34 protein-coding genes and 1 tRNA gene are annotated in these 25,003 nt (G+C 58.0%); 21 read left to right on the plus strand and 14 right to left on the minus strand.

The window, feature by feature from the left end; all coding sequences use genetic code 11:
- Positions 1-141 precede the first annotated feature (141 nt).
- The gene (locus K0H48_RS19955; RefSeq protein WP_219268819.1) at positions 142-819 is read left to right on the plus strand and encodes an HAD-IA family hydrolase; all 678 of its coding nucleotides are present in this window, start codon (positions 142-144) and stop codon (positions 817-819) included.
- Positions 820-838: 19 nt separating this feature from the next.
- On the opposite strand, the gene K0H48_RS19960 is transcribed toward K0H48_RS19955, so the two are convergent.
- The 3 genes from K0H48_RS19960 to csrA all read right to left on the minus strand — a co-directional run bounded on the left by K0H48_RS19960 (position 839) and on the right by csrA (position 1,897).
- Positions 839-1,135, minus strand: a complete 297-nt coding sequence (locus K0H48_RS19960) for a hypothetical protein (RefSeq protein WP_219268820.1) — start codon at positions 1,133-1,135, stop codon at positions 839-841.
- Positions 1,136-1,229: 94 nt separating this feature from the next.
- A complete protein-coding gene (locus tag K0H48_RS19965) occupies positions 1,230-1,493 on the minus strand; it encodes a hypothetical protein (RefSeq protein ID WP_219268821.1) in 264 nt (87 codons plus the stop codon).
- Positions 1,494-1,702: 209 nt separating this feature from the next.
- Positions 1,703-1,897: a carbon storage regulator CsrA gene (gene csrA / locus K0H48_RS19970; RefSeq protein ID WP_003192511.1), complete on the minus strand. Its 195-nt coding sequence runs from the start codon at positions 1,895-1,897 to the stop codon at positions 1,703-1,705.
- Positions 1,898-2,159: 262 nt separating this feature from the next.
- Here csrA and K0H48_RS19975 point away from each other — a divergent pair, with 262 nt between their 5' ends.
- Positions 2,160-2,525, plus strand: coding sequence for an SPOR domain-containing protein (locus K0H48_RS19975; protein WP_138815382.1), 366 nt, complete (start codon positions 2,160-2,162; stop codon positions 2,523-2,525).
- A 31-nt stretch (positions 2,526-2,556) separates the two neighbouring features.
- Here K0H48_RS19975 and K0H48_RS19980 read toward each other — a convergent pair whose 3' ends face one another.
- From K0H48_RS19980 to K0H48_RS19990, 3 genes are all read right to left on the minus strand, one after another.
- Positions 2,557-3,246, minus strand: coding sequence for an endonuclease (locus K0H48_RS19980; RefSeq protein ID WP_138814696.1), 690 nt, complete (start codon positions 3,244-3,246; stop codon positions 2,557-2,559).
- Positions 3,247-3,250: 4 nt separating this feature from the next.
- Positions 3,251-3,499, minus strand: coding sequence for a DUF1654 domain-containing protein (locus K0H48_RS19985; RefSeq protein ID WP_219268822.1), 249 nt, complete (start codon positions 3,497-3,499; stop codon positions 3,251-3,253).
- Positions 3,500-3,685: 186 nt separating this feature from the next.
- On the minus strand, positions 3,686-4,774 hold the full coding sequence (locus tag K0H48_RS19990; protein WP_056861272.1) for an asparaginase: 1,089 nt from the start codon (positions 4,772-4,774) through the stop codon (positions 3,686-3,688).
- 475 nt (positions 4,775-5,249) lie between these two features.
- On the opposite strand from K0H48_RS19990, the gene K0H48_RS19995 reads away from it, so the two are divergent.
- Genes K0H48_RS19995 through K0H48_RS20025 form a run of 7 tightly spaced genes read left to right on the plus strand, consistent with a single transcriptional unit; the run spans position 5,250 to position 12,217 of the window.
- A complete protein-coding gene (locus K0H48_RS19995; RefSeq protein WP_138814698.1) occupies positions 5,250-6,209 on the plus strand; it encodes a sugar ABC transporter substrate-binding protein in 960 nt (319 codons plus the stop codon).
- Positions 6,210-6,266: 57 nt separating this feature from the next.
- Positions 6,267-7,820, plus strand: coding sequence for a sugar ABC transporter ATP-binding protein (locus K0H48_RS20000; protein WP_065911833.1), 1,554 nt, complete (start codon positions 6,267-6,269; stop codon positions 7,818-7,820).
- Positions 7,817-8,794 carry an ABC transporter permease gene (locus K0H48_RS20005; RefSeq protein WP_017138769.1) on the plus strand — a complete coding sequence of 326 codons (978 nt, stop codon included), beginning with the start codon at positions 7,817-7,819 and terminating at the stop codon, positions 8,792-8,794. Before K0H48_RS20000 ends, K0H48_RS20005 begins: the two co-directional genes overlap by 4 nt.
- Before the next feature lie 3 nt (positions 8,795-8,797).
- A complete protein-coding gene (locus K0H48_RS20010) occupies positions 8,798-9,814 on the plus strand; it encodes a LacI family DNA-binding transcriptional regulator (protein WP_219268823.1) in 1,017 nt (338 codons plus the stop codon).
- A gap of 29 nt (positions 9,815-9,843) precedes the next feature.
- Positions 9,844-10,761 carry a ribokinase gene (gene rbsK, locus K0H48_RS20015; RefSeq protein ID WP_219268824.1) on the plus strand — a complete coding sequence of 306 codons (918 nt, stop codon included), beginning with the start codon at positions 9,844-9,846 and terminating at the stop codon, positions 10,759-10,761.
- On the plus strand, positions 10,758-11,162 hold the full coding sequence (gene rbsD, locus K0H48_RS20020) for a D-ribose pyranase (protein WP_219268825.1): 405 nt from the start codon (positions 10,758-10,760) through the stop codon (positions 11,160-11,162). The genes rbsK and rbsD overlap by 4 nt, the downstream gene beginning before the upstream one ends.
- A gap of 26 nt (positions 11,163-11,188) precedes the next feature.
- The gene (locus K0H48_RS20025; protein ID WP_219268826.1) at positions 11,189-12,217 is read left to right on the plus strand and encodes a nucleoside hydrolase; all 1,029 of its coding nucleotides are present in this window, start codon (positions 11,189-11,191) and stop codon (positions 12,215-12,217) included.
- Between the two features lie 33 nt (positions 12,218-12,250).
- Here K0H48_RS20025 and K0H48_RS20030 read toward each other — a convergent pair whose 3' ends face one another.
- Positions 12,251-12,463, minus strand: a complete 213-nt coding sequence (locus K0H48_RS20030) for a hypothetical protein (RefSeq protein WP_017138774.1) — start codon at positions 12,461-12,463, stop codon at positions 12,251-12,253.
- Positions 12,464-12,635: 172 nt separating this feature from the next.
- Between K0H48_RS20030 and K0H48_RS20035 the strand changes: the two genes are divergently transcribed.
- Entirely contained in the window at positions 12,636-12,944 is a 309-nt protein-coding gene (locus K0H48_RS20035) for a hypothetical protein (RefSeq protein ID WP_219268827.1), read from the plus strand.
- 143 nt (positions 12,945-13,087) lie between these two features.
- Entirely contained in the window at positions 13,088-13,408 is a 321-nt protein-coding gene (locus K0H48_RS20040; protein ID WP_017138776.1) for an I78 family peptidase inhibitor, read from the plus strand.
- 73 nt (positions 13,409-13,481) lie between these two features.
- Here K0H48_RS20040 and K0H48_RS20045 read toward each other — a convergent pair whose 3' ends face one another.
- Entirely contained in the window at positions 13,482-13,694 is a 213-nt protein-coding gene (locus K0H48_RS20045) for a cold-shock protein (protein WP_003234260.1), read from the minus strand.
- 289 nt (positions 13,695-13,983) lie between these two features.
- A complete protein-coding gene (locus K0H48_RS20050; protein ID WP_219268828.1) occupies positions 13,984-14,298 on the minus strand; it encodes a hypothetical protein in 315 nt (104 codons plus the stop codon).
- 366 nt (positions 14,299-14,664) lie between these two features.
- On the opposite strand from K0H48_RS20050, the gene thrS reads away from it, so the two are divergent.
- The 9 genes from thrS (at position 14,665) to K0H48_RS20095 (ending at position 22,117) form a co-directional block, all read left to right on the plus strand.
- Positions 14,665-16,587, plus strand: coding sequence for a threonine--tRNA ligase (gene thrS / locus K0H48_RS20055; protein WP_219268829.1), 1,923 nt, complete (start codon positions 14,665-14,667; stop codon positions 16,585-16,587).
- Positions 16,587-17,138 carry a translation initiation factor IF-3 gene (gene infC / locus K0H48_RS20060; RefSeq protein ID WP_015884933.1) on the plus strand — a complete coding sequence of 184 codons (552 nt, stop codon included), beginning with the start codon at positions 16,587-16,589 and terminating at the stop codon, positions 17,136-17,138. Before thrS ends, infC begins: the two co-directional genes overlap by 1 nt.
- A gap of 59 nt (positions 17,139-17,197) precedes the next feature.
- Positions 17,198-17,392 (plus strand): 50S ribosomal protein L35, encoded by a 195-nt coding sequence (gene rpmI / locus K0H48_RS20065; RefSeq protein ID WP_002553160.1) that lies wholly within the window; start codon positions 17,198-17,200, stop codon positions 17,390-17,392.
- Positions 17,393-17,419: 27 nt separating this feature from the next.
- The gene (rplT, locus tag K0H48_RS20070) at positions 17,420-17,776 is read left to right on the plus strand and encodes a 50S ribosomal protein L20 (RefSeq protein ID WP_003174975.1); all 357 of its coding nucleotides are present in this window, start codon (positions 17,420-17,422) and stop codon (positions 17,774-17,776) included.
- A 109-nt stretch (positions 17,777-17,885) separates the two neighbouring features.
- The gene (pheS, locus tag K0H48_RS20075) at positions 17,886-18,902 is read left to right on the plus strand and encodes a phenylalanine--tRNA ligase subunit alpha (protein ID WP_003192486.1); all 1,017 of its coding nucleotides are present in this window, start codon (positions 17,886-17,888) and stop codon (positions 18,900-18,902) included.
- A gap of 26 nt (positions 18,903-18,928) precedes the next feature.
- Positions 18,929-21,307, plus strand: a complete 2,379-nt coding sequence (gene pheT / locus K0H48_RS20080) for a phenylalanine--tRNA ligase subunit beta (protein ID WP_219268830.1) — start codon at positions 18,929-18,931, stop codon at positions 21,305-21,307.
- Between the two features lie 3 nt (positions 21,308-21,310).
- On the plus strand, positions 21,311-21,613 hold the full coding sequence (gene ihfA, locus K0H48_RS20085; RefSeq protein WP_002553164.1) for an integration host factor subunit alpha: 303 nt from the start codon (positions 21,311-21,313) through the stop codon (positions 21,611-21,613).
- Positions 21,594-21,950, plus strand: coding sequence for a MerR family transcriptional regulator (locus K0H48_RS20090; protein WP_003219935.1), 357 nt, complete (start codon positions 21,594-21,596; stop codon positions 21,948-21,950). Before ihfA ends, K0H48_RS20090 begins: the two co-directional genes overlap by 20 nt.
- 90 nt (positions 21,951-22,040) lie before the next feature.
- A tRNA-Pro gene (locus K0H48_RS20095) sits at positions 22,041-22,117 on the plus strand.
- Between the two features lie 89 nt (positions 22,118-22,206).
- On the opposite strand, the gene K0H48_RS20100 is transcribed toward K0H48_RS20095, so the two are convergent.
- Genes K0H48_RS20100 through K0H48_RS20115 form a run of 4 tightly spaced genes read right to left on the minus strand, consistent with a single transcriptional unit; the run spans position 22,207 to position 24,130 of the window.
- Entirely contained in the window at positions 22,207-23,319 is a 1,113-nt protein-coding gene (locus K0H48_RS20100; protein WP_219268918.1) for a phage integrase Arm DNA-binding domain-containing protein, read from the minus strand.
- Positions 23,319-23,531 carry a hypothetical protein gene (locus K0H48_RS20105; RefSeq protein WP_046068904.1) on the minus strand — a complete coding sequence of 71 codons (213 nt, stop codon included), beginning with the start codon at positions 23,529-23,531 and terminating at the stop codon, positions 23,319-23,321. Before K0H48_RS20105 ends, K0H48_RS20100 begins: the two co-directional genes overlap by 1 nt.
- Before the next feature lie 2 nt (positions 23,532-23,533).
- Positions 23,534-23,755: a hypothetical protein gene (locus K0H48_RS20110; protein WP_219268831.1), complete on the minus strand. Its 222-nt coding sequence runs from the start codon at positions 23,753-23,755 to the stop codon at positions 23,534-23,536.
- A gap of 36 nt (positions 23,756-23,791) precedes the next feature.
- Complete coding sequence (locus tag K0H48_RS20115) at positions 23,792-24,130, minus strand: hypothetical protein (RefSeq protein WP_219268832.1); 339 nt, start codon at positions 24,128-24,130, stop codon at positions 23,792-23,794.
- Between the two features lie 115 nt (positions 24,131-24,245).
- Between K0H48_RS20115 and K0H48_RS20120 the strand changes: the two genes are divergently transcribed.
- Positions 24,246-24,467: a HEAT repeat domain-containing protein gene (locus K0H48_RS20120; RefSeq protein WP_219268833.1), complete on the plus strand. Its 222-nt coding sequence runs from the start codon at positions 24,246-24,248 to the stop codon at positions 24,465-24,467.
- A gap of 26 nt (positions 24,468-24,493) precedes the next feature.
- On the opposite strand, the gene K0H48_RS20125 is transcribed toward K0H48_RS20120, so the two are convergent.
- Entirely contained in the window at positions 24,494-24,964 is a 471-nt protein-coding gene (locus K0H48_RS20125; RefSeq protein WP_219268834.1) for a class I SAM-dependent methyltransferase, read from the minus strand.
- Between the last annotated feature and the right edge of the window lie 39 nt (positions 24,965-25,003).

The raw sequence follows: 25,003 nt of genomic DNA on the forward strand, positions 1-25,003 counted from the left end.
CTGACAAGACTTACAGGTTCATTACAAACCTGTAATCCAAACGCCAGGTCCGCCAGGTGCTACTGGCGTTTACAAGCGAGGAGGTGACCCGTAGATTGCATCGGGCCGATTATTTGTTACCGCCTATGAGGAAGCCACGCAGTGTCCATCCGAGGTCCAGCCGTATTTGCCCAACGTTACCGCGCCTTCCTGTTCGATATGGACGGCACCCTGCTTAACTCCATCGCCGCCGCCGAGCGTGTATGGAGCATCTGGGCTGAACGCCACGGTCTGGAGGTGGCGGCGTTCCTCGCCACTATTCATGGCGCACGGGCCATTGACACTATTACCCGTCAGGCGCTGCCAGGTGTGGATCCCGAAGTTGAAGCGCAGTGGATTACCGAAGCGGAAATCAACGATGTCGAGGGCGTGGTGGCGATTGCCGGTGCCGTCGAGTTTTTGAATGGCCTGCCTGGCGATCAGTGGGCACTGGTCACATCTGCGCCCAGGGAGCTGGCGTTACGTCGCCTGGCAGCGGCAGGTATTTCACCTCCAGCCGTGCTGGTGACGGCCGAGGACGTTGCCAGCGGCAAGCCGGATCCTGCCTGCTACGTGCTGGGCGCCCAGCGTCTGGGTGTGCCGGTGCAAGAGTGCCTGGTGTTCGAAGACGCTGCGGTGGGCATTCGCGCGGGGGAGGCGGCCGGCGCGGATGTGCTGGTCGTCACCGCAACACACCTGACGCCCATCGTCACGGCGCATGCCAGCATTAATGACTATAAGCGGCTGCAAGTTATGCGCGACGCAGAAGGCAAGTTGCGCTTGCAGCGTGTGGAGGACTGAAACGAAAAAGCCGAGCCCGTTACCGGTCTCGGCTTTGTGCGCAGGAAGGGGCGGCGGGCGGTGCCTGTGGTCGGCCGCTCTTGATGCCCTGGCGCGAAAGCACCATTTCCCTGAGTATCTCATTGGCGAGCCGGGCAATCGCCTCGGCACCCCGGTAGTGCGCACGCACGATGCCGGTAATCGCGAAGTGGTCGGTTTCCGGGCCGCTGAGGATGGCGCAAAGGGTGCCGTCAGCGTGCAACGTACAGGTAATCTCATAGCTGGGTAAGCGTGCCGCCAAAGCAGCTTCGATTTGGGATTTGCTGAGAGTGTCCATCTGCTTTAATGCCTTTGACTGAGCGTGCAAGCCCAAGCATAGATCCTGGCGCAGGCCTGTAAATACCGGCGATCTGATAGCGGATTAGCGGCCATCAACGGGCAGTCTTCGGGTGCTCGCGTTGCTCGGCACGCTGGCATAATTTGCGCAAAATGGCTTTCTGGATAGGCTTCAGGCAGAACACGAACAGATAGCCGCACAAGAAGAGTGTCAGGTCCAGCGACGAGCGTTTAACGGGGTCACTGACTGTTTCAATCTCGAACCTCACGCCATATCCCAGCACCACGAAGGCCAGCCCTATCAGCAGGGCGATCCCCCAGGACTTGGACACAAGTGGCTGTTTTGCAATCGGCCTCATCGACGTGCTCCTGAACGCACACAGATGGTAGGGTTATAGTCAGGAGGTTCGGCCACGAATTACGCAACAAGTTCCAGACGCCAAGAGAGTTTCATCTTGCAGCGTAGCTGAAAGCATAAAGCACGCCGATCATGCGGGAAGCGCGAGCGGGCGGAAGGGTTTTCGCCAGCCATCACAGTGAACGAAAAGGCTGGCTACTGAGTGAAACGTCAAGGAGTCTGGTTTTTGTCCGGAGCTGTCAGGCCAGCCTGAATGCGCTGGTAGATCTCCTCGCGATGCACGGCAACGTCCTTGGGTGCGTTGATGCCGATTCGTACTTGCTGGCCGCTGACGCCCAGGATGGTGATCGTAATGTCATCACCGATGTTTATGCTTTCACCAACTTTGCGGGTGAGTATCAGCATGGACTTCTCCTTGATTACTTTTAAGGACACATGTTTCAGACAGGGCAGGTGTCGGATGTGTGTAGCTTACTGCTAAGCGCTTCCCTGTGACTGCCTCTTTTAGGACGCATAGAGGCGACATTAATTCCCATGGCGGCATCATACAGGTCTGCGATACATCATTCGCATTGTTTAAGCCAACGTTTATGACGGCCAGAATAGACAGTGAATGATAAAGTTGCCTCTTTATCCTTAAAGGAGCAGGGCAGTGCGTAAAGTAGCGATGGCAATTGCGGTGTTGGCGTTGGCCGGTTGCGGTGAAGGTAAACCGGTTGACGCCCCCAAGGCCAAGCCTGCCGTGACCGAGAGCCAGCCACAACCCGGGGCGATTGCCGCTCAGGAATGGGACGTGTGGGTAGGCCCGCCGGGCCATAAGCTGCAAGCAATCACCGACCTGACGGCCTGGTTGCTTGAACATGGTTTCAACTTTTATATCGTCAAAACAGACGGCAAGGACGAGGTGTATCTCGGCCCGTTCGCGAGCAAGGCCGAGGCTGAAGCCAAGCAGGCGCTGCTGACCGAAAAGCTTGCACGTGCCAAGAAAAACGATACGGAATCAGAGGTTGTCGAGCACAAGGCTGCGCAATAACCCGCAGCGTGGGCGGCAAACCCGCCCACGCTCAACCGCAGGCCTTAAGGTTTACCGGGCCGACAAACTCGTTACCGCGCCCCATCACACACGCCACGGTCTGGTTGCGCTGGCGCTCCCAGGGTTGCACCGGGTAGGTCTTGTTCCAGGCTTCATACAACTGGCGGTCCTGTTTTGACAGGCGCAAGCCGTATTGTTTGCTCATGTAAAAATACGTTCGAGCGATCATTCCGCGAATAGACGGGCGCGGCATGACTTTTTTGGCCTTGAAATCTACCTGGGTCAGGCATGAGCCGTACTGCCCACGTTGCGCCGGCAGCCAGCCAAAACTGAAGTTGTTACGGTCGCCATTGACCTCGCCGATGCTCGGCACCAGGTTGTGCAGGTCCGCCTCGGCGCGTTTGAACACATCATCATGACGCGTACAGTTTTTGCGCCCGCCGGTTTGCCAACACTGGCGTTGATGCCCGATTTGCCAGGCCGGGACGATATGTTCCCATTCGATGCGTGCGGCGCGGTTGGCGTTTTTGCGCGGTACGTAACCGCAGGCTTTCAAATCCACGCGGTTGCCGGTGTATTTACAGCCACAGTAGAACTCCGTGGATTGCGGGGCGTAGAGCTTCCAGGCGACTTTCTTGGCCTCGCTGAAGGTTCGAGGCGCTTGGGCGTGGGCTGTAACGGCAAAAAACAGGCAAAAAACAGCAATAAAACGGCCACTCATTGAATCAATCTTCCTTCGGCACAACCCAGAAAATCTGCACGCCGCCGTCATCCCGGTAGGCGAGGGTGACGTTGTCGTTCTCCGCAATCTCCTCCAGCAAGCGCGCCCAATCCTCCTCAGGCTCATCCGGCAAGCGGAAGATCAAGGCAGCCTTGGCTTTCTGGGCATTGGTCGAATTGATGATTTTTTGCACGCGAACGGCAAGGCGTGCGTACGCGTCGGGGGTTGGCGCTGCGGAAGAGGACGTTGCCACGGAGTATTCCTTAGTGTGCTGTACGGGCATACAGTATTTAACTGTTACGATTTTCGCAACTGCTTAAAATTCAGGAGGTTTGTCTGGCAGCGTTTTCAGCGAGGTAATGCAGCGCGGGGAGTTGTATCGAGGTGCAAGAGGAGAGGTAGAAGCGAGTGAACCCGCCTCTACCCGAGTTACCGGGGATCAGTATTCCCAGAACATCCGTTGCAGCTCTTTGCTGTCCTGGGTCTTGGTCAGGGCAACCATCGCCAGAATCCGGGCTTTTTGTGGGTTCAGGTCATGTGCGGCGACCCAGTCGTACTTGTCGTCAGGCTGTTCGGCATTGCGCAGAACGAAACCGCCGGCATTCACGTGGGAAGAACGAATGATCTGCACACCTTGCTTGCGCAGTTCCTGCAGGGCAGGCACCACCTTGGAAGACACCGAACCATTACCGGTACCGGCATGGATGATGGCTTTGGCGCCGGCCTGGGCCAGGGCTTTGACGGCGGTGTCGCTCACGTTGCCGTAACCGTAGGCGATTTCAACGTCCGGCAGGCTCTTGATGGTCTTGATGTCGAATTCCGAATCCATGGTGTGACGCTTGGCAGGCAAGCGGAACCAGTAGGATTTGCCTTCAACCACCATGCCCAGCGGGCCCCATGGGCTCTTGAATGCTTCGGTCTTGATGTTGATCATTTTGCTCACGTCGCGACCCGATTGGATCTCGTCGTTCATGGTCACCAGCACGCCCTTGCCGCGCGCGTCTTTGCTGCCGGCCACGGCCACGGCGTTGTACAGGTTGAGCATGCCGTCCGCCGACATGGCGGTGCCTGGGCGCATGGAGCCGACCACCACGATTGGCTTGTCGGTTTTTTCCACCAGGTTGAGGAAGTAAGCGGTTTCTTCCAGGGTGTCGGTACCGTGGGTGATCACGATGCCGTCCACATCCTTGCTGTCGGCCAGCTCGGCAACACGACGACCCAACTGCAGCAGGTTTTCGTTGTTGATGCTTTCGGACGCAATTTGCATTACTTGTTCGCCGCGTACGTTGGCGATCTGACTAAGCTCAGGCACGCCGGCGATCAGTTGTTCGATGCCGACTTTGGCTGCCTGGTAAGTGGCACTGTTGGCCGCACTGGCGCCGGCGCCAGCAATGGTGCCGCCGGTGGCGAGGATCACCACGTTGGACAGTTTGGTCTTGGTTTCAACTTCCTTTGCCTGAGCGGCAACGGGGAACAGCAGCAGGAGGGCGAGGGCCCCAGGAACGAAGGTTTTCAGTGCAGATTTCATTATTTTTCTCTCTGGTTTTTGATGAGTGCTGGTGCAGATTCATCTAGAACACCCGGGCAGTTCTGAATGCCGCGAGGTGCTGAGAAAGAGCAGGATTTGTACCAAGCTGATTGTGTGGGTGGATATAAATTAACGTGTTGATTTAAAACAACTTACGTTGGTTTTTTGGATGGGTATGGGCAACGCTCGTCCGGCTTTCCGAACAGTGGGGCGGTATTGCGTTCGGTTGTCCGAAAATCATGATGGAATATGGGTCTGAACCTGTGTGACAGCAGTCTCACAGTCTGTCGTTTTAGAGAACGATCGGGTGAGGGCAATGTTTAACCGCTGCGAGGGCAGGTGGCTTTGATGAAAGACGTTTTTCAGCCGTTGACAAATCTCGACAAGGTTCTCATAGTTTGATCAACGCAAACGTTTGCGAGATGTTTCATAGTGCAAGCGTTGCTCACAATAATCATAAGATCGGAGTGAACCCATGAAGCTGCCATTTGCTGGACGTCTTCTTGCTGTCGCTGTGCTTGCTGCCGCATCCGCTGCTCTGCCCCTTTCCTCTGCTTTTGCCGATGACGCCGCCGCCAAACCCAAGGTCGGCCTGGTGATGAAGTCCCTTGCCAACGAATTCTTCGTGACCATGCAGGACGGCGCCAAGAAGTATCAAAAAGACCACGCCGCTGATTTCGACATGATCACCAACGGGATCAAGAACGAAACCGATACCAGCGCGCAAATCGATATCGTCAACCAGATGATCCTCGCCAAGGTAAACGCCATCGTGATTGCTCCGGCGGATTCCAAGGCACTCGTCACCGTGCTGAAAAAAGCCTCGGACAAAGGCATCAAGATCGTCAACATCGATAACCGCCTGGACGTGGATGTGCTGAAAAGCAAATCCCTGGATATTCCGTTCGTTGGCCCTGACAACCGTAAGGGCGCGCGTCTGGTAGGTGAAGAACTGGCCAAGCACCTCACCAAGGGTGATGAAGTCGCCATCATCGAAGGTGTATCCACCACCACCAACGCCCAGCAACGTACCGCGGGTTTCAAGGATGCGATGGATGCCGCCGGCATGAAAATCGTCTCTACCCAGTCCGGTGAGTGGGAAATCGACAAGGGCAACTCGATTGCCGCTGCGATGCTGCAGGCAAACCCGAACATCAAGGCACTGCTGGCCGGTAACGACAACATGGCCTTGGGCGCCGTTTCCGCCGTGCGTGGCGCAGGCAAGGCCGGCAAGGTGCTTGTAGTGGGCTACGACAATATCGAAGCCATCAAGCCGATGCTGCAAGACGGCCGTGTACTCGCGACGGCCGACCAGGCTGCTGCCCAGCAAGCGGTATTCGGTATCCAGAATGCGCTGAAGCTGGTCAAGGGTGAAAAAGTTGATGCTGTTGACGGCATGATCGAAACCCCGGTCGAACTCGTCCTCAAGAAGTAATCCTGGCAGCACCCAACAGCGCCCGCTCGTCCTGAGCGGGCGCCTGGAGATTCCCCTATGTCATCTTCCGCCCCGAACGCTGTCCTCTCGGTCAGCGGTATCGGCAAGACCTATGCCCAACCGGTGCTGTCCGACATCACCCTGACGCTCAATCGCGGGGAAGTGCTGGCACTGACCGGTGAGAACGGCGCAGGTAAAAGCACCTTGTCGAAAATCATCGGCGGGCTGGTCACGCCGACCACCGGGCACATGCAGTTCAATGGCCAGGATTACCGTCCGGGCAGTCGCACCCAGGCTGAAGAGCTGGGCGTGCGCATGGTCATGCAGGAACTCAACCTGCTGCCGACCCTGACCGTGGCCGAAAACCTGTTCCTGGACAACCTGCCCAGGAACTGCGGCTGGATCAACCGCAAGCAACTGCGTAAAGCTGCGATCGAAGCCATGGCCCAGGTGGGCCTGGATGCGATCGACCCGGACACATTGGTTGGTACGCTGGGCATTGGTCATCAACAGATGGTCGAGATCGCCCGCAACCTGATCGGCGACTGCCATGTACTGATCCTCGACGAACCCACGGCCATGCTCACCGCCCGTGAAGTCGAGATGCTCTTTGAACAAATCACCCGTCTGCAGGCTCGGGGCGTGGCGATCATTTATATTTCACACCGCCTTGAAGAGCTCGCCCGTGTTGCCCAGCGCATTGCCGTGCTGCGCGACGGCAAACTGGTCTGCGTCGAGCCGATGGCCAACTACAACAGCGAGCAGTTGGTGACCTTGATGGTCGGCCGCGAGCTGGGTGAGCACATCGACCTGGGGCCGCGCACCATCGGCGGCCCGGCCCTGACGGTCAAAGGCTTGACCCGCTCGGACAAGGTTCGCGATGTGTCTTTTGAAGTACGTGCCGGCGAAATCTACGGCATTTCCGGCCTGATCGGCGCCGGCCGCACTGAACTGCTGCGTCTTATCTTCGGTGCCGACCTGGCCGACAGCGGCACTGTGGCCCTGGGTTCGCCAGCCCAGGTGGTGAGCATTCGCTCGCCGGTGGACGCAGTGGGCCATGGCATCGCGCTGATCACCGAAGACCGCAAGGGCGAAGGCTTGCTGCTGACCCAATCTATCAGCGCCAATATTGCCTTGGGCAACATGCCGGAAATCTCCGGCGGCGGCGTGGTGAACAGCCGCGACGAAACTGCCCTCGCCAAGCGCCAGATCGACGCCATGCGCATCCGCAGTTCCAGCCCGGCGCAGTTGGTGTCCGAGTTGTCGGGCGGCAACCAGCAGAAGGTCGTGATTGGCCGCTGGCTGGAGCGCGACTGCGCGGTAATGCTGTTCGATGAGCCGACTCGCGGTATCGACGTCGGCGCCAAGTTTGACATTTATGCCTTGCTCGGCGAATTGACGCGCCAGGGCAAAGCGCTGGTGGTGGTATCGAGTGACCTGCGCGAACTGATGCTGATCTGCGATCGCATCGGTGTGCTGTCCGCCGGGCGCTTGATCGAGACCTTCGAGCGCGACAGCTGGACCCAGGACGAATTGCTCGCCGCCGCCTTTGCTGGCTATCAAAAACGTGACGCGCTGCTCAATGACGCAGTGCTTAGGGAAACCCCATGAAAACCACCTCTTCACCGGGTAAAACCGGCGGCAACTTCTACGGCCTGGGCACCTACCTTGGGCTGGCCGGCGCCTTGCTCGCGATGATTGCGCTGTTCTCGGTGCTCAGCGACCACTTCCTGTCCTATGACACCTTCAGCACCCTGGCCAACCAGATCCCGGACCTGATGGTGCTGGCGGTGGGCATGACGTTTATCCTGATCATCGGCGGCATTGACCTGTCGGTGGGCTCGGTGCTGGCATTGGCCGCTTCGGCGGTCAGCGTGGCGATTCTGGGCTGGGGCTGGAGCGTTTTGCCGGCGGCGTTGCTGGGCATGGGCTGCGCGGCGTTGGCGGGGACCATCACCGGTTCGATCACGGTGGCCTGGCGCATCCCGTCGTTTATCGTGTCCCTTGGCGTGCTGGAAATGGCGCGTGGCGTGGCCTACCAGATGACGGGCTCGCGCACCGCCTATATCGGTGACTCCTATGCCTGGCTGTCGAACCCGGTGGCTTTCGGGATTTCGCCGTCGTTCATCATTGCCTTGTTGGTAATCATCGCTGCGCAGTTGGTGTTGACCCGTACCGTATTCGGCCGCTACTTGATCGGCATCGGCACCAACGAAGAGGCTGTGCGCCTGGCCGGTATCAACCCCAAGCCCTACAAGATCCTGGTGTTCAGCCTCATGGGGCTGCTGGCCGGCGTGGCGGCACTGTTCCAGATTTCCCGCCTGGAAGCGGCGGACCCGAATGCCGGATCCGGCCTTGAGCTGCAAGTGATCGCCGCTGTGGTGATCGGCGGCACCAGCCTGATGGGTGGCCGTGGTTCGGTTATCAGCACCTTCTTCGGTGTGTTGATTATTTCGGTACTGGCCGCCGGCCTTGCACAGATCGGTGCGACCGAACCGACCAAACGCATCATTACCGGCGCCGTGATCGTGATTGCCGTGGTCCTCGACACTTACCGCAGCCAGCGCGCCAGTCGGCGGGGCTGAACCATGGCAACGATCAAGGATGTGGCCGCGCTTGCAGGTATTTCCTACACCACCGTGTCCCATGTGGTGAACAAGACGCGGCCGGTCAGCGAGCCCGTGCGCATTAAGGTGGAAGCGGCGATCAAGCAGCTGGACTACGTGCCGAGTGCCGTCGCGCGCTCGCTTAAGGCCAAGACCACTGCGACCATCGGCCTGCTGGTGCCCAACAGCCTTAACCCGTATTTTGCCGAGCTGGCGCGGGGCATCGAGGATTACTGCGAGCGTAATGGCTATTGCGTGATCCTCTGCAACTCCGACGATAACGCCGAAAAGCAGCGCAGCTACCTGCGTGTGCTGCTGGAAAAACGCATCGACGGCCTGATCGTGACCTCGGTGGGCGGCGACGACAGTGGCCTTGCCGCCGGCTTGAGCGCAGTGCGAACGCCCATGGTGATTGTCGACCGCGCATTGGACGGCATTGATGTCGACCTGGTGCGCATCGACCACGAACAAGGCGCTTACCTGGCGACCCGGCATTTGCTGGAACTCGGTCACCGCGACATTGCCTGCATTGGTGGCCCCAGTCATACCCGCGTGGCGCAGATGCGTCTGGCCGGTTATCACCGTGCGCTGCGTGAGGCGGGCGTGGAAGTGGCGGCCAATCGCATCCAGGAAAGCGATTTCACCAGCACCGGTGGTTATGCCGCAGCGGTACAACTGCTGTCGGAAAACCCGCCCAGCGCGATTTTCGCCAGTAACGATATGATTGGTTTCGGCGTTTTGCGTGCAGCAGCCGAACGCAATATCCGCGTGCCTGGCGAGCTGTCGGTGATTGGTTTTGACGATATTCAAATGGGCCGTTACGTGTACCCGGCGCTGACGACGGTCGGGCAGTCGATCGTGCAACTGGGCGAGACGGCGGCCGAGCTTTTACTGCGACGAATTGCAACACCCCAACTGCCGATCGATCAGCGCATCGTGACGCCGAGCATTGTTTTGCGTGAGTCGACGGCGCCATTTGCCGGTGTGTTCGCCCAATAGCGCTGAACCGAATTGATGAGTACTGATGTATGCCAGCAAAAGTAGTGGTAATAGGCAGCTTGAACATGGACCTGGTCACCCGCGCCAGTCGCTTGCCGCGCGCCGGTGAAACCCTGATCGGCCAGACGTTCTCCACCGTGCCGGGCGGCAAGGGCGCCAACCAGGCGGTGGCGTCTGCGCGCCTTGGCGCTGAGGTGGCGATGATCGGCTGTGTGGGCACGGATGCCTACGGCGCTCAATTGCGTGATGCGTTGCTGGTGGAGGGCATCGATTGCCAGGCCGTCAGCACCGTGGATGGCTCCAGCGGCGTGGCGTTGATTGTGGTGGATGACAGCAGCCAGAACGCGATCGTGATCGTAGCCGGCAGCAACGGCGAGCTTTCGCCCGCGTCGTTGCAGGCGGCTGACGCGGTCGTGCAGGCAGCGGACGTCATCGTCTGCCAGTTGGAAGTGCCGATGGACACCGTTGGTCATGCGCTCAAGCGCGGTCGTGACTTGGGCAAGACCGTGATCCTCAACCCGGCACCGGCCAGTGGCCCGCTGCCGGAGGAATGGTATGCCTCGATCGATTACCTGATCCCCAACGAAAGCGAAGCCAGTGCCCTGAGTGGCGTGACGGTCGACTCCCTCGACAGCGCCAAGGTGGCTGCGACGCAGCTGCTCAAGGCGGGTGCCGGCAAGGTCATCATCACCCTTGGCGCCCAGGGCGCGTTGTTTGCCGATGGCAAAAGTTTCGAGCATTTGCAGGCGCCCAAGGTCAAGGCGGTGGACACCACGGCTGCCGGTGACACCTTTGTCGGTGGCTTTGCCGCGGCGCTGGCCAATGGCAAAAGCGAAGCCGAAGCCATCCGGTTTGGCCAGGTCGCTGCCGCGCTGTCGGTCACGCGGGCCGGTGCGCAACCCTCTATTCCTACGCTGCAGGACGTACAAGGTTTTATGCCCTCATGAAAAAGACACCATTGCTCAATATTGCGCTGTCGCGCGTGATCGCATCCCTCGGCCATGGTGACATCCTGGTGATCGGTGATGCCGGCCTGCCAGTGCCGCCAGGCGTCGAGTTGATCGACCTGGCGCTGACCCAGGGCATTCCGGATTTCATCAGCACCTTGCGCATTGTGCTCAGTGAGATGCAGGTAGAAAGCCACGTGGTGGCCGAAGAAATCCTGCTCAAGCAGCCACCTGCGCTGACGCCACTCAATGTGTTGACCGAACAGGCCGCCTTGGGCGAGCGTCGTTTGGTCAGCCATGAAGACTTCAAGCAGCTCAGCCGCAAGGCCCGCGCCGTGGTGCGCACGGGCGAGTGCCAGCCGTATTGCAATATCGCGCTGGTGTCCGGCGTCACCTTCTAGAGTTTCCCTACGACAAGGAGTGTTTCATGCAACGTGGTCTCCCAACCCTGAAAAACCTGTTTAGGAGTGTCCTGCTTTTGTCCGCACTCACCGCAGCCAGCGCCCAAGCGGCGGAAAAAATCGACCTGATCATCGACACCGACCCAGGCGCCGATGACGTCGTGGCGTTGTTGTTTGCCATGGCGTCCCCGCAGGAGCTGAGCATTCGTGCGCTGACCACCGTGGCCGGTAACGTGCGCCTCGACAAGACCTCCCGCAACGCACGCCTGGCCCGCGAGTGGGCAGGGCGCGAGGACATTCCGGTGTACGCCGGCGCGCCAAAGCCGATGCTGCGCACGCCGATCTATGCGGAGAATATCCACGGCAAGGAAGGTATTTCCGGTGTCGCCGTGCATGAGCCGAAGAAAGGCCTGGCCGAAGGCAATGCCGTTGACTACCTGATCAAGACCCTGAGCACCGCCAAGCCTCACAGCATCACCATCGCCATGCTCGGCCCGCAGACCAACCTGGCACTGGCGTTGACCCAGGCGCCGGAGATCACCCAAGGCATCAAGGAAGTGGTGGTGATGGGCGGGGCGCATTTTAATGGCGGCAATATCACCCCGGTGGCTGAGTTCAACCTGTTCGCGGACCCGCTTGCGGCTGAAATCGTGCTCAAGAGCGGCGTCAAGCTGACTTACCTGCCGCTGGACGTGACCCACAAAGTGCTGACCAGTGATGCGCGTCTGAAACAGATTGCCGACATCAAGAACAATGCGAGCAAGGTGGTGGGCGATATTCTCAATGAGTACGTCAAGGGCGACATGGAACACTACGGCATCCCGGGTGGCCCGGTGCATGACGCTACCGTGATTGCCTATCTGCTCAAGCCTTCCCTGTTCACTGGCCGTGAAGTCAATGTGGTGATCGACAGCCGCGAAGGCCCAACCTTCGGCCAGACCGTTGTCGATTGGTATGACGGCCTCAAGCAACCGAAGAACGCATTCTGGGTCGAGAATGGCGACGCCCAGGGCTTCTTCGATCTGCTGACCGAGCGCCTGGCACGTCTGAAGTAAAGCGTTTGCCGGTCGGCGCTCGCCGGCCGGGTCTTATTCGCGCTCGGGGTTATGGGCGCCCATATGATCGGCCGGGTATTTCTCGAATACCTGGCCGATGAAGGCCTGTGCGGCCTGAGTGCCGAGCTCCTTGACCAGCAGGTCGATTCCGATGATGGCCAGCTCCTCCGGGCTTCCAGGGCTGTAGGAGCTTTGTCCTTGAGGCCACTTGGCTTTGATGTCGGCTTGGAGGGTTACGGTACTCATGGTCGGGGCTCACGGGGCTGGAATGCTGGGCAATGCGCTGGAACGCAGTTCTAACCGGGGCAGTTAACCATTTTTGCGTGGCGTTTGGCAGTGCTACTTAGGCATGAGACGTTTCGGGATGAGGCCGTTGCTGTGCGACACTGTTGCCCCATTCAATTGCCGGGGACACCAGGTGCAGATCGATTTGAACAACCCCGAGAACCTCACGCTGGACGCCGTGCGCCAGTTGCTCGCGAGTGCCAGTGACGACGAGCACACCCAGCTGCGGGTGACCAAGGGCGGTATCGCGTTTATTTCCTCCGGCAAGGCCGTAGGCGGTGTCGACATCGACGGCCTGCTGTTTCGCCTCGAGACCTGGGCCAAAGGTTCGGGTTATGTCGGTAACGTCGCGGCCAGCGATGAAGTCTGGGTGCGGCAGATTTTCAATGCACTCCAGGAGAACTGGCCAAAGCCACCGTTTGACTACATCGACATCTACTGAATTCGTTCATATCTGGTGACGATTGATCAAGCGAATGCTCGCCTTGAGTCAGGCAGACTTGCCCTTAGGCGATTTACGTCTTGAAACCAAACCGCCAGATCGCTGTCGCACGATCTCTGTCCATTTTTTTCATAGGAGGCTTCATGCCTTGGAAGCTCGCATCATTCGGTACTTTGTTGGCAGCACTCGCGTTGGCGGGTTGCAGCACCCCGGGTGCCCCTGAGCCAGGTAAAGATGCCGCCGTTGCCGATGCAGGTCACACTCGCTGCGAATCGAAAGCCGCCGAATTCGCCATCGGCCAGAAAGCCTCGCCTCAATTGCTGGAGCAGGCGCGTACCCGTGCCGGCGCGCAGAACGCACGTATCCTCAAGCCTAACGACATGATCACCCTGGAATACCGCTCCGACCGCCTTAACCTGAACACTGACGACAACCTGGTGATTACACGGGTCAACTGCGGCTGACAGCCTCGCGGCTTTTGCAGCGCCCATAAAAAACCCCGTCACATGGACGGGGTTTTTTTAGCTCAGCGGAGAATTACTCGCCGCGAACCTGTGCAGCTTGCATACCCTTTTGGCCTTTCTCAGCCACGAAGGAAACGGTTTGGCCTTCTTTCAGGCTTTTGAAACCGTCGCTTTCGATAGCTTTGAAGTGTACGAACAGGTCGTCACCGCCACCTTGAGGAGTGATGAAGCCGAAGCCTTTTTCATCGTTGAACCATTTAACGGTGCCGGTTTGGCGATTAGACATGGTGTATCTCCAAGAAACATATATTTTCAGTAGTGCTGTGCTGCTCAGGCCAACTGGGCACACCGGGGTATCATAGTCGAAATGTTCGGCTTGTAAGCCCCCCCAAGGCATTGTTTGCTAGTCAATAGCGTTGCGTTTAGTGCCTTGGTCGGCTGAAAGCCCCGGTCTACGGGGCTTTGCTGCGAAATACCAGCTGTTAAAAAAAGCCGTAAAAGCTGTGTAATTTGTGCGAAATGGCAGTTTTCAGGCTGTTTTTTCAGCCAAATGGCCGTCTGATCAGTGGTCGTTCTTACTTTTTCTTCACGACTTTGCAGGACGAAATGGCCGTTACCGCTTTGGTTTTCAGCGCCTGGCTGGCGTTCGGGTTGGTCATCAGTTCTTTAATTTCTGCGGTGGTCAATTCGGCATTGAGCTTGTCAGCGCCACATTCGCAATGTTCTTTTGCGGTTTTGGCATCAACGCTCTGCTGGGCTGATGAACTGCAATCTGCGATAAAGCTGTCGCGAGCACCGGCTGGCCAGTTCGAAGGGGCAGCGGCGTGCGCGCCAAAGGAAAGGAGGGTCAGGGAAGCGGCGAGAGCGAGGGTCGAGGTAAAGCGCATCATGAAGTGCTCCTTTGATTCGTGGACAAACAGCGATTCTCAGCGGGTTTGAGGGCTTTCGTACAGCCCAAGTTCACTTTTGCAGGCATCAAACGCGGGAATTTATGTTTCATCAGGCGGGGCAGGCGCGATGACCGTTCATCTGTGCTAGCATCACCCGCTTGGCTATTTCCAGGCGCGCCCATTGCCGCCTTGCCATGTTTTTTTGAGTTCACTCCAGTCACTCTGGTTCGATTATCGGTTGGCCGAAAGGCTCCTGCCGCTGTAAGGCAGGCGTTCATCACTGAACGGCCTGGTGTTGGATCTTGTACTGGCTCATCCCAACCCACGTGACCTTTGGTAGGGGTCACCACTAGGAGAGGAGGCGCCATGCCAACTATTACTCTTCCCGACGGCAGTCAACGTTCATTCGATCATTCGGTTTCCGTAGCCGAGGTCGCCGCATCCATTGGTGCAGGTCTTGCCAAGGCCACTGTAGCCGGCAAGGTCGACGGCAAGCTGGTCGATGCCAGCGACCTGATCACGAGCGACGCCAGCCTGCAAATCATCACGCCCAAGGATCAAGAGGGGCTGGAGATCATTCGCCACTCTTGCGCGCACCTGATTGGCCATGCGGTCAAGCAGCTGTACCCAACGGCAAAAATGGTGATCGGCCCCGTCATTGACGAAGGCTTCTATTACGATATCGCCTATGAGCGTCCTTTCACTCCGGACGACCTGGCCGCTATCGAGGCGCGCATGCACGCGCTGATCGAAAAAGATTACGACGTGATCAAAAAGGTCACGCCGCGCGCCGAAGTGATCGACGTGTTCACCGCCCGTGGCGAAGACTACAAGCTGCGTCTGGTGGAAGACATGCCGGACGAACAGGCCATGGGCCTGTATTACCACGAAGAATATGTCGACATGTGCCGTGGCCCGCACGTGCCGAACACGCGCTTCCTCAAGTCGTTCAAGCTGACCAAGCTGTCCGGTGCCTACTGGCGCGGTGACGCGAAGAACGAACAATTGCAGCGCATCTACGGCACGGCCTGGGCTGACAAGAAGCAGCTGGCGGCCTACATCCAGCGCATCGAAGAAGCTGAAAAGCGCGACCATCGCAAGATCGGCAAGCGCCTGAACCTGTTCCACCTTCAGGAAGAAGCGCCGGGCATGGTGTTCTGGCACCCGAACGGCTGGACCCTGTACCAGGTGCTCGAGCAGTACATGCGCAAGGTTCAGCGCGACAACGGCTACCTGGAGATCAAGACGCCTCAGGTTGTTGACCGCAGCCTGTGGGAGAAATCCGGGCACTGGGCCAACTACGCCGACAACATGTTCACCACTCAGTCGGAAAACCGCGACTACGCCATCAAGCCGATGAACTGCCCATGCCACGTGCAGGTGTTCAACCAGGGCCTGAAGAGCTACCGCGAGTTGCCGATGCGCCTGGCCGAGTTCGGTGCCTGCCACCGTAACGAGCCATCGGGTGCACTGCACGGCATCATGCGTGTGCGTGGCTTCACTCAGGATGACGCCCACATCTTCTGCACCGAAGAGCAGATGCAGGCTGAATCCGCCGCGTTCATCAAGCTGACCATGGACGTTTATCGCGATTTCGGCTTCACCGAAGTCGAAATGAAGCTGTCCACTCGTCCGGAAAAACGCGTAGGTTCAGATGAGTTGTGGGATCGCGCCGAATCAGCACTGGCCGCTGCGCTTGACAGTGCGGGCCTTGCGTACGATCTGCAGCCGGGTGAGGGCGCCTTCTACGGCCCCAAGATCGAGTTCTCGCTGAAAGATTGCCTTGGTCGCGTCTGGCAGTGTGGTACCCTGCAGCTCGATTTTAACCTGCCGATCCGTTTGGGAGCCGAATACGTCTCCGAAGATAACAGCCGTAAGCACCCGGTTATGCTGCACCGGGCGATCCTCGGCTCGTTCGAACGGTTCGTCGGTATCCTGATCGAGCACTACGAGGGTGCATTCCCTGCGTGGCTGGCTCCGACCCAGGCAGTGATCATGAATATCACTGATAAACAGGCCGATTTTGCCGCTGAAGTTGAAAAAACTCTCAACGAAAGCGGATTTCGTGCCAAGTCCGACTTGAGAAATGAAAAGATCGGCTTTAAAATCCGCGAGCATACTTTGCTCAAGGTTCCCTATCTTTTGGTTATCGGAGATCGGGAAGTCGAGATGCAGACTGTCGCTGTGCGTACTCGTGAAGGTGCTGACCTGGGCTCGATGCCCGTCGCCCAGTTCGCTGAGTTCCTCGCGCAAGCGGTTTCCCGGCGTGGTCGCCCAGATTCGGAGTAATTATTATTAAGCGTGAAATGAGACAAGATAAACGAGCTGCACCGAAAGCCCCGATCAACGAGAATATCTCGGCACGCGAGGTTCGGTTAATTGGCGCTGACGGCGAGCAGATTGGCATCGTCTCGATTGATGAAGCGCTTCGTATTGCTGAAGAGTCCAAATTGGACCTGGTGGAAATCTCCGCCGATGCAATCCCACCTGTTTGTCGGGTGATGGACTACGGCAAATCGATCTTCGAGAAGAAGAAACAGGTTGCCGCAGCGAAGAAGAACCAGAAGCAGATTCAAGTAAAAGAAATCAAGTTTCGTCCAGGGACGGAGGAAGGGGATTACCAGGTAAAACTGCGCAACCTGGTACGTTTCCTGAGTGATGGGGACAGGGCCAAGGTATCCTTGCGATTCCGCGGCCGTGAGATGGCCCACCAGGAGCTGGGGATGGAACTCCTCAAGCGGGTTGAAGCTGACCTGCTCGAGTACGGTTCGGTCGAACAGCATCCTAAGATGGAAGGACGCCAGCTTATTATGGTCATCGCCCCGAAAAAGAAGAAGTAATCAACAGGGCACGGCAGGCCTTCTGATTATGTTTATCAACTGAATGCGGAGTACCGAACATGCCAAAGATGAAAACTAAAAGTGGTGCTGCTAAGCGGTTTCTGAAAACTGCTAACGGTATCAAGCACAAGCACGCTTTCAAGAGCCACATTCTGACCAAAATGTCGACCAAGCGTAAGCGTCAACTGCGCGGTAGCAGCTTGCTGCATCCGTCTGACGTGGCAAAAGTCGAGCGCATGCTGCGCCTTCGTTAATTTTAGTCAAGAATAGAGGAATAACTCATGGCTCGTGTAAAGCGTGGCGTCATTGCCCGTAAACGTCACAAAAAAATTCTGAAACTTGCTAAAGGCTACTACGGCGCGCGTTCACGCGTATTCCGTGTTGCCAAGCAAGCGGTAATCAAGGCAGGCCAATACGCCTACCGCGACCGTCGTCAGAAAAAACGTCAGTTCCGCGCTCTGTGGATCGCTCGTATCAACGCTGGTGCACGTGTTAACGGTCTGTCCTACAGCCGTTTCATCGCTGGCCTGAAAAAAGCGTCCATCGAAATCGACCGTAAGGTTCTGGCTGAACTGGCCGTGAACGAAAAAGCGGTGTTTGCTGCGATTGTCGAGAAAGCTAAAGCCACCTTGGCTTAAGTACCCCCGACAGTCACCCTGGGTTGCTCCTGTAGCCCAAGGTGGTAAACGTCATAAATAGGGGAAGAGCCTTCAAGCTCTTCCCCTATTTTGTATCTGGAGTCTGTACATGGAAAACCTGGACGCGCTCGTTGCCCAAGCTCTTGAGGCTGTGCAAAGCGCTGAAGATGTAAATGCCCTGGAGCAAATCCGGGTTCACTACCTTGGCAAAAAAGGTGAATTGACTCAGGTGATGAAGACCCTGGGGAATTTGCCGGCTGAAGAGCGGCCGCAAGTCGGCGCGCTGATCAACGTCGCCAAGGAGCGTGTCACAGAGGTGCTCAATGCGCGCAAGGCGTCGCTCGAGGAGGCCGATCTTGCGGCCAAGCTCGCCGCCGAGTCCATTGATGTAACCTTGCCTGGCCGTGGCCAGGCCTCGGGCGGCCTGCATCCGATTACCCGGACTCTGGAACGTATCGAGCAGTTCTTTACCCACATCGGCTACGGCATTGCCGAAGGCCCTGAGGTTGAAGACGACTATCACAACTTCGAGGCGCTCAACATCCCAGGCCATCACCCGGCCCGGTCGATGCACGACACCTTCTATTTCAACGCGAACATGCTGTTGCGCACCCATACCTCGCCGGTACAGGTCCGCACCATGGAAGCGAACAAGCCGCCGATCCGCATCGTCTGCCCAGGCCGTGTGTACCGCAGCGACTCGGATATCACCCACTCGCCGATGTTCCACCAGGTCGAAGGCCTGCTGGTCGATCGCGACATCAATTTCGCCGACCTCAAAGGCACCATCGAAGAGTTCCTGCGGGTGTTCTTCGAGAAGGAGCTGGCGGTGCGTTTCCGTCCATCGTTCTTCCCGTTCACCGAGCCATCCGCTGAAGTCGACATGGAATGCGTGATGTGCAGCGGCAAAGGCTGCCGCGTCTGCAAGCAGACCGGCTGGCTGGAAGTGATGGGCTGCGGCATGGTTCACCCTAACGTGCTGCGCATGTCCGGGATCGACCCGGAAGAGTTCTCGGGCTTTGCCTTCGGCATGGGCGTTGAGCGCTTGGCCATGCTGCGTTACGGCGTGAACGACTTGCGTCTGTTCTTCGACAACGACTTGCGGTTCCTCGCGCAATTTCGCTAGTCGTAACGAATCTTTAGGAGAGCAGGATGAAATTCAGTGAACAATGGCTGCGTGGCTGGGTAAGCCCGCAGGTAGATCGCGACGAGCTGGTTGCTCGTCTGTCGATGGCCGGCCTTGAGGTCGATAGCGTCACGCCGGCCGCCGGTGTTTTCACCGGCGTGGTGGTGGGCGAGGTGCTGAGCACCGAGCAGCACCCCGATGCCGACAAATTGCGTGTGTGCCAGGTCAGTAATGGCACGGAAACCTTCCAGGTCGTGTGCGGAGCGCCTAACGTGCGCCCGGGCCTGAAGATCCCGTTTGCCATGATCGGCGCCGAACTGCCGGGCGACTTCAAGATCAAGAAAGCCAAGCTGCGTGGCGTTGAGTCCAACGGCATGCTGTGCTCCCAGGCTGAGCTGCAAGTCGGCGAAGGCAATGATGGCCTGATGGAACTGCCGGCCGACGCGCCAGTGGGCCAGGACATTCGCGTTTACCTGGAGCTGGAAGACGCCAGCATTGAGGTCGACCTGACCCCAAACCGTGGTGACTGCCTGTCCCTCGCTGGTCTGGCCCGTGAAGTGGGCGCGCTGTACAACGCCCCGGTCACCCGTCCGGTGGTGGCAGCAGTCGCTGCAGTCCACGATGAAGTGCGCCCTATCGACGTACTGGCGCCAAACGCCTGCCCACGCTACCTCGGTCGTGTGATTCGTAACGTCGACCTGTCCAAGCCAACCCCGCTGTGGATGGTCGAGCGCCTGCGTCGCGCCGACGTGCGTAGCATCGATGCCGCCGTGGACATCACCAACTACGTGATGCTGGAGCTGGGCCAACCGCTGCACGCCTTCGATCTCGCCGAAATCAATGGCGGCATTCGCGTGCGCATGGCCGAAGAAGGCGAGAAGCTGGTATTGCTCGACGGCCAGGAAGTCAGCCTGCGCGCCGATACTCTGGTAATTGCCGACCATTCCCGCGCCCTGGCGATTGCCGGCGTGATGGGTGGCGAACACAGCGGCGTGTCCGAAACCACCCGCGATATTTTCCTTGAGAGCGCGTTCTTCGATCAGATCGCCATCGCTGGCAAGGCCCGTTCCTATGGCCTGCACACCGATGCGTCGCATCGCTACGAGCGTGGCGTGGACTGGAAGCTGGCCCGTGAAGCCATGGAGCGCGCCACTGGCCTGCTGCTGGAAATCACCGGTGGCGAAGCCGGCCCGATCACCGAAACCGTCAACGAGCAGTTCCTGCCGTCGATTGCACCGATCACCCTGCGCGCCAAAAGCGTTGAGCAGATGCTTGGCCTGGTGATTGAACCTGCGCAAATTGAGCAACTGCTGTCCGCACTCGGCCTGGGTATTTCCGCCGGTGGGGAAGGGCAGTGGCACGTTGAAGTGCCAAGCCATCGCTTCGACATTAGCCTGGAAGTCGACCTGATCGAAGAACTGGCTCGCCTGTATGGTTACAACCGCCTGCCGGTTCGTTACCCGCAAGCGCGTCTGGCGCCGCAACCCAAGGCCGAAGCGCGTGCGCACCTGCCAGAGTTGCGTCGCCTGCTGGTTGCCCGTGGCTACCAGGAAGCGGTGACTTATAGCTTCATCGATCCAAAGCAGTTTGAGCTGTTCAACCCAGGTGTTGAGCCGTTGCTGCTGGCCAACCCGATCTCCAATGACATGGCTGCCATGCGTTCGTCGCTGTGGCCGGGTCTGGTCAAGGCACTGTCGCACAACCTGAACCGTCAGCAGGACCGCGTACGCATGTTCGAAAGCGGCCTGCGTTTTGTCGGCCAACTCGACGGCCTCAAGCAAGAGCCGATGCTGGCCGGTGTTGTCTGCGGTAGCCGCCTGCCGGAAGGCTGGGCACAAGGCCGCGATACTGTGGACTTCTTCGACGTTAAAGCCGATGTGGAAGCCGTATTGGGCTTTGCTGGCGCACTGAATGACTTCACCTTCGTGCCTGGCAGCCACCCAGCGCTGCACCCAGGCCAGACTGCACGTATCGAGCGCGAAGGGCGCTTGGTAGGTTTCGTCGGTGCCATCCACCCTGAGCTGTCGAAAACCTTGGGTCTGGACCGTCCGGTGTTCGTTTTTGAGCTAGTCTTGGCTGAAGTTGCATCGGGCAAGATGCCTAAATTCAGCGAGTTGTCGCGCTTCCCTGAAGTGCGTCGTGACCTCGCGCTGATCGCCGACCGTGAAGTGGCCGCCACTGCAGTTCTGGACGTAATCCGTGAAAATGCAGGGGAATGGCTGACAGACCTCAGGCTATTTGACGTCTATCAGGGTAAAGGCATTGATCCGCATAGAAAAAGCCTTGCAGTTGGCTTGACCTGGCAGCATCCATCGCGCACTCTTAATGACGATGAGGTGAATACCACGACACAAAATATCCTCACCTCGCTCGAACAAAGGTTGAACGCCACGTTAAGGAAGTGACGTATGGGGGCTTTGACGAAAGCTGAGATGGCGGAACGTCTGTACGAAGAGTTGGGTCTGAACAAACGCGAAGCCAAGGAATTGGTCGAGCTGTTCTTTGAAGAAATTCGGCACGCTCTTGAAGACAACGAACAGGTCAAATTGTCCGGTTTCGGCAATTTTGACCTGCGGGACAAACGCCAGCGGCCTGGCCGCAATCCAAAAACGGGAGAAGAAATCCCGATCACGGCTCGCCGTGTGGTCACCTTTCGTCCAGGGCAGAAGTTGAAGGCCCGAGTTGAGGCTTATGCTGGAACCAAGTCATAACGACGAGCTACCCGTCATCCCAGGCAAACGCTACTTCACCATCGGTGAAGTCAGCGAGCTCTGTGCGGTCAAACCGCACGTGCTGCGCTATTGGGAGCAGGAGTTTCCTCAACTCAACCCCGTCAAACGCACCGGGAACCGTCGGTATTATCAGCGCCAGGATGTGCTGATGATCCGACAGATCCGTGCGTTGCTGTACGACCAGGGGTTCACCATCAGCGGCGCACGCCAGCGTATGTCCGGTGATGAAGCCAAAGACGACACCACCCAATACAAGCAAATGATCCGCCAGATGATCTCCGAACTCGAAGATGTGCTGGTGGTTCTGAAGAAGTGATACAAGCTTTTAAAATACTTCCACATTTCAAAAGCTTGCGGTATATTCCGGATCGCTTCGTTACGAAGCAAACCCAGTAACACGCCTAGTCGGGGCGTAGCGCAGTCCGGTAGCGCACTAGCATGGGGTGCTAGGGGTCGAGTGTTCGAATCACTCCGTCCCGACCATTATTCCTGAGTAAAATCAGACTCTTAAGCCGATCAGATCGATCGGCTTTTTTGTGCCTGCGCAAAACCCGCGCAAAACTGGCGCAAAACTACCCGGTGATTTCGCTGATATTCAGGTCCGGAATTGCCTCGGACCAGATGATTTCCTCGTGGTCTCGCTGGTAGTTCTTGGTCATGCCCTCGCTCGCATGGCCTGCAATCTTCTGCCCATCCTTACCGGCTTTCTTGTACAGGTGCAGCGACAAGGCTCGCACTTCGTGAAAGCCCGGCATCTCTTCTTCCTTCCATCCCGCGTAGCAGTTGGCCGACTCTCTGGCCTCCTTGAATGCTCGCGTCAAATACCGCTCTTCAACCTTCGTCCAGTGGTCCTTGGTCTGTGCCTGCTTCTGCTTAAGTCGATCTGGTTTACGGTGCACCAAGTAGGGCGACACGACATCGTCGCGGCACCGACTGATGACCGCTTGAAGCTCCGGCGTCACTCGAAAGCGAATCCAGGCGGCATCGCTGGCCTTGGCTGTTTTCTTTTGGACCACATACAGGAAGCCCTCTCGAACTCCGTCGAAGCGCATATCCAGGATGTCGGTGCGGCGTTGAGCGGTGATTAGGGCCAGGTCGATTGCATTTTGTAGCCAGGCTGGCGACTTCTCTCTGATCGCTTTCAGGCCCTCGATGGTGTGCCGTTTGCGCTGCTTCTTCTCGATTCGGTTGATGGTGCTGGCCGCCGGGTTATCCGGGCACAGGCCCTTGGCTGCTGCATGGTTAAAAATGTCGATCAGCAAAGCCCGGGACTGGTTCGCGGAGCGCGGCGTAATGGCGTCCAGCATCTCCGCAATCATGCGGATCGTGATCTGGTCGACTGCTTTGCCTTTAAACTGCTTCCGGAAACGGCGGAAGTGCACGGCATAAAGCCCCAGAGTTCCTTTTGCCAGCTCACGCGGGGGCAGTACCTCTCGCTCGTAGGTATCGAGGAATGTGGCGAACGACTCAGATGATGCAGACATCACGGCGCCCACCAGGTCTGCGCCGCGCATGAACTCCAGATTCAACTGCTTGGCGGCGTCGATTGCTTTGATGCGATCGCTGCCGAACTGGAACCACTTTCCATCGGTAGGCCGGCGGTAGCGATATGTCGACCGCCGCGCATCGAAGTACAGGTTCTGCGGTAGGTTCTTATTCGCCTTGTTCCGCGGCCTAGGGACCATCATGCAGCTCCTTTCAATACCATTGCGACAAGGTCGTTGCCGTTGGACGCGTTGAACGCAGCCCAATCAACGTACCAGAGTTTCCCGATTTGCTCGCCCGGCACCATGCCGTTGCGGATGTGATTGCGAATTGCCTGGGGGCAGGGTGGCGTGCCGTTCTCGCCCCAGCGTCGCCGCTGGAATTCACTGATCTTGATGAGTTCTTTGCGCATAGCTACCTCCCGCTGCCCAAAGTGGGCCGTGCTGTCTTGATGATGTGAATGACCAGGCCGAAAGTGATAAGCAACCAGGTGCAGGTGCCAGCGGAGGCGCCAATGAGGTCGGCCGTCTCGCCATCCATGAGCAGGCCGGGGCCGATCCAGAAGAACCAGCAGGCGCTGGCTGACACGTACAGCACCAGGCCCAGCATGATCAGGGTGAGTTTTGTTGCGAACATGGGGTGTCCTTGCCGCGCTGAGTGGCAGAAGGTGGGTTAGGGTTTGGCGATCTTGTTCCAGCCGCCCTGGCGATAGGTTTCGTGGTAGGTATCGACGCCTCGGTGCTGTCCGTGACTGATGCGGCAGAGTTTGCAGATCCGCGAGTCGCCAAAATCGCCGTACTTCACCGCTTCGAACCTGGTCCAGCGATGGCCGAACGGCTTACAGATCAGCGAGCGCGCCGTCATCACGATGGCGTTCCAGAGTTTTGGGGGCTTGGAGTGCAGGTCGTTGTGGATGTGGTTCAGCCGCATCCCCATGCGCCAATGCAATGGCCGGCTCTTGTCGCCCTTGCTGAGCGGTTCAGTGATGAGTTTTCCGATTTGTTTGAGCACAGGAATACCTCGCCCGCCGCTAACCGGCAGGCATGTAGGAGGATTGTGGGAATTGCGATAAACCTGCAGAGCCCTTAGTATCCCGGCCACGACTAAAGCATTTGGGACACTACTAATGACAACTTCCAAAGACGCTGTTAAAGCGCTTATCAAAACGATGACAGCGTCTTTGGGCGTACCGCTCGAACTAAGGGTGGCTGCGGCTGAGGGTCTTGGTTATGCAGGGGGAGATGATGCTCGCAAGGCTCTTTTAAAAATGATGAACTCCTCTTTGGGTGTACCTAAAGAGGTAAGGCTTGCCGCAGCAAAAGCGTTGGGGCAAGCGTCTCGAGACTAAATTCCTTAACGTTGCGAAGAGCGGTTTCAACTTTTCTTCATGAACGTGATCCAGTGCGTTTTTTCGCGCTTGCCTGACTTGTGGCCAAACAGCGGATGCTCGTCAGTAAGAGCAAGGATTTCACTGACCCGGATCTGGGTTTCGTTCCATTTGAAGATCAGGAACTGGCCGGGCCGCAGCACCCGGAAGCACTCCGCGAAGCCTTTGCGCAGATCGTCGCGCCAGTCGTCGGTGAGGATTCCGTACTTCAGCCGCAACCAGCTTTCGCGGCCGGCGCGCACCAGGTGCGGGGGATCGAACACCACCATGTTGAAGCTGGCGTCGGGGAATGGCAGGTGCCGGAAGTCCATGATCACATCCGGCTCAACCTTCAACACCCGGCCATCACACAGCACATGCTCTTCATCGCGAATGTCGCCGAACAGGGCGCGCTGGTCGCCTTTGTCGAACCACATCATGCGGCTGGCGCTGCAGGGATCGAGGACTTGCGCATTCATGGCCTCGGCCCCTTGTAGATGAAGACGTAGGCGAACCAG

It is taken from the genome of Pseudomonas sp. Xaverov 259, assembly GCF_019352915.1.
Taxonomy (GTDB): Bacteria; Pseudomonadota; Gammaproteobacteria; order Pseudomonadales; family Pseudomonadaceae; genus Aquipseudomonas.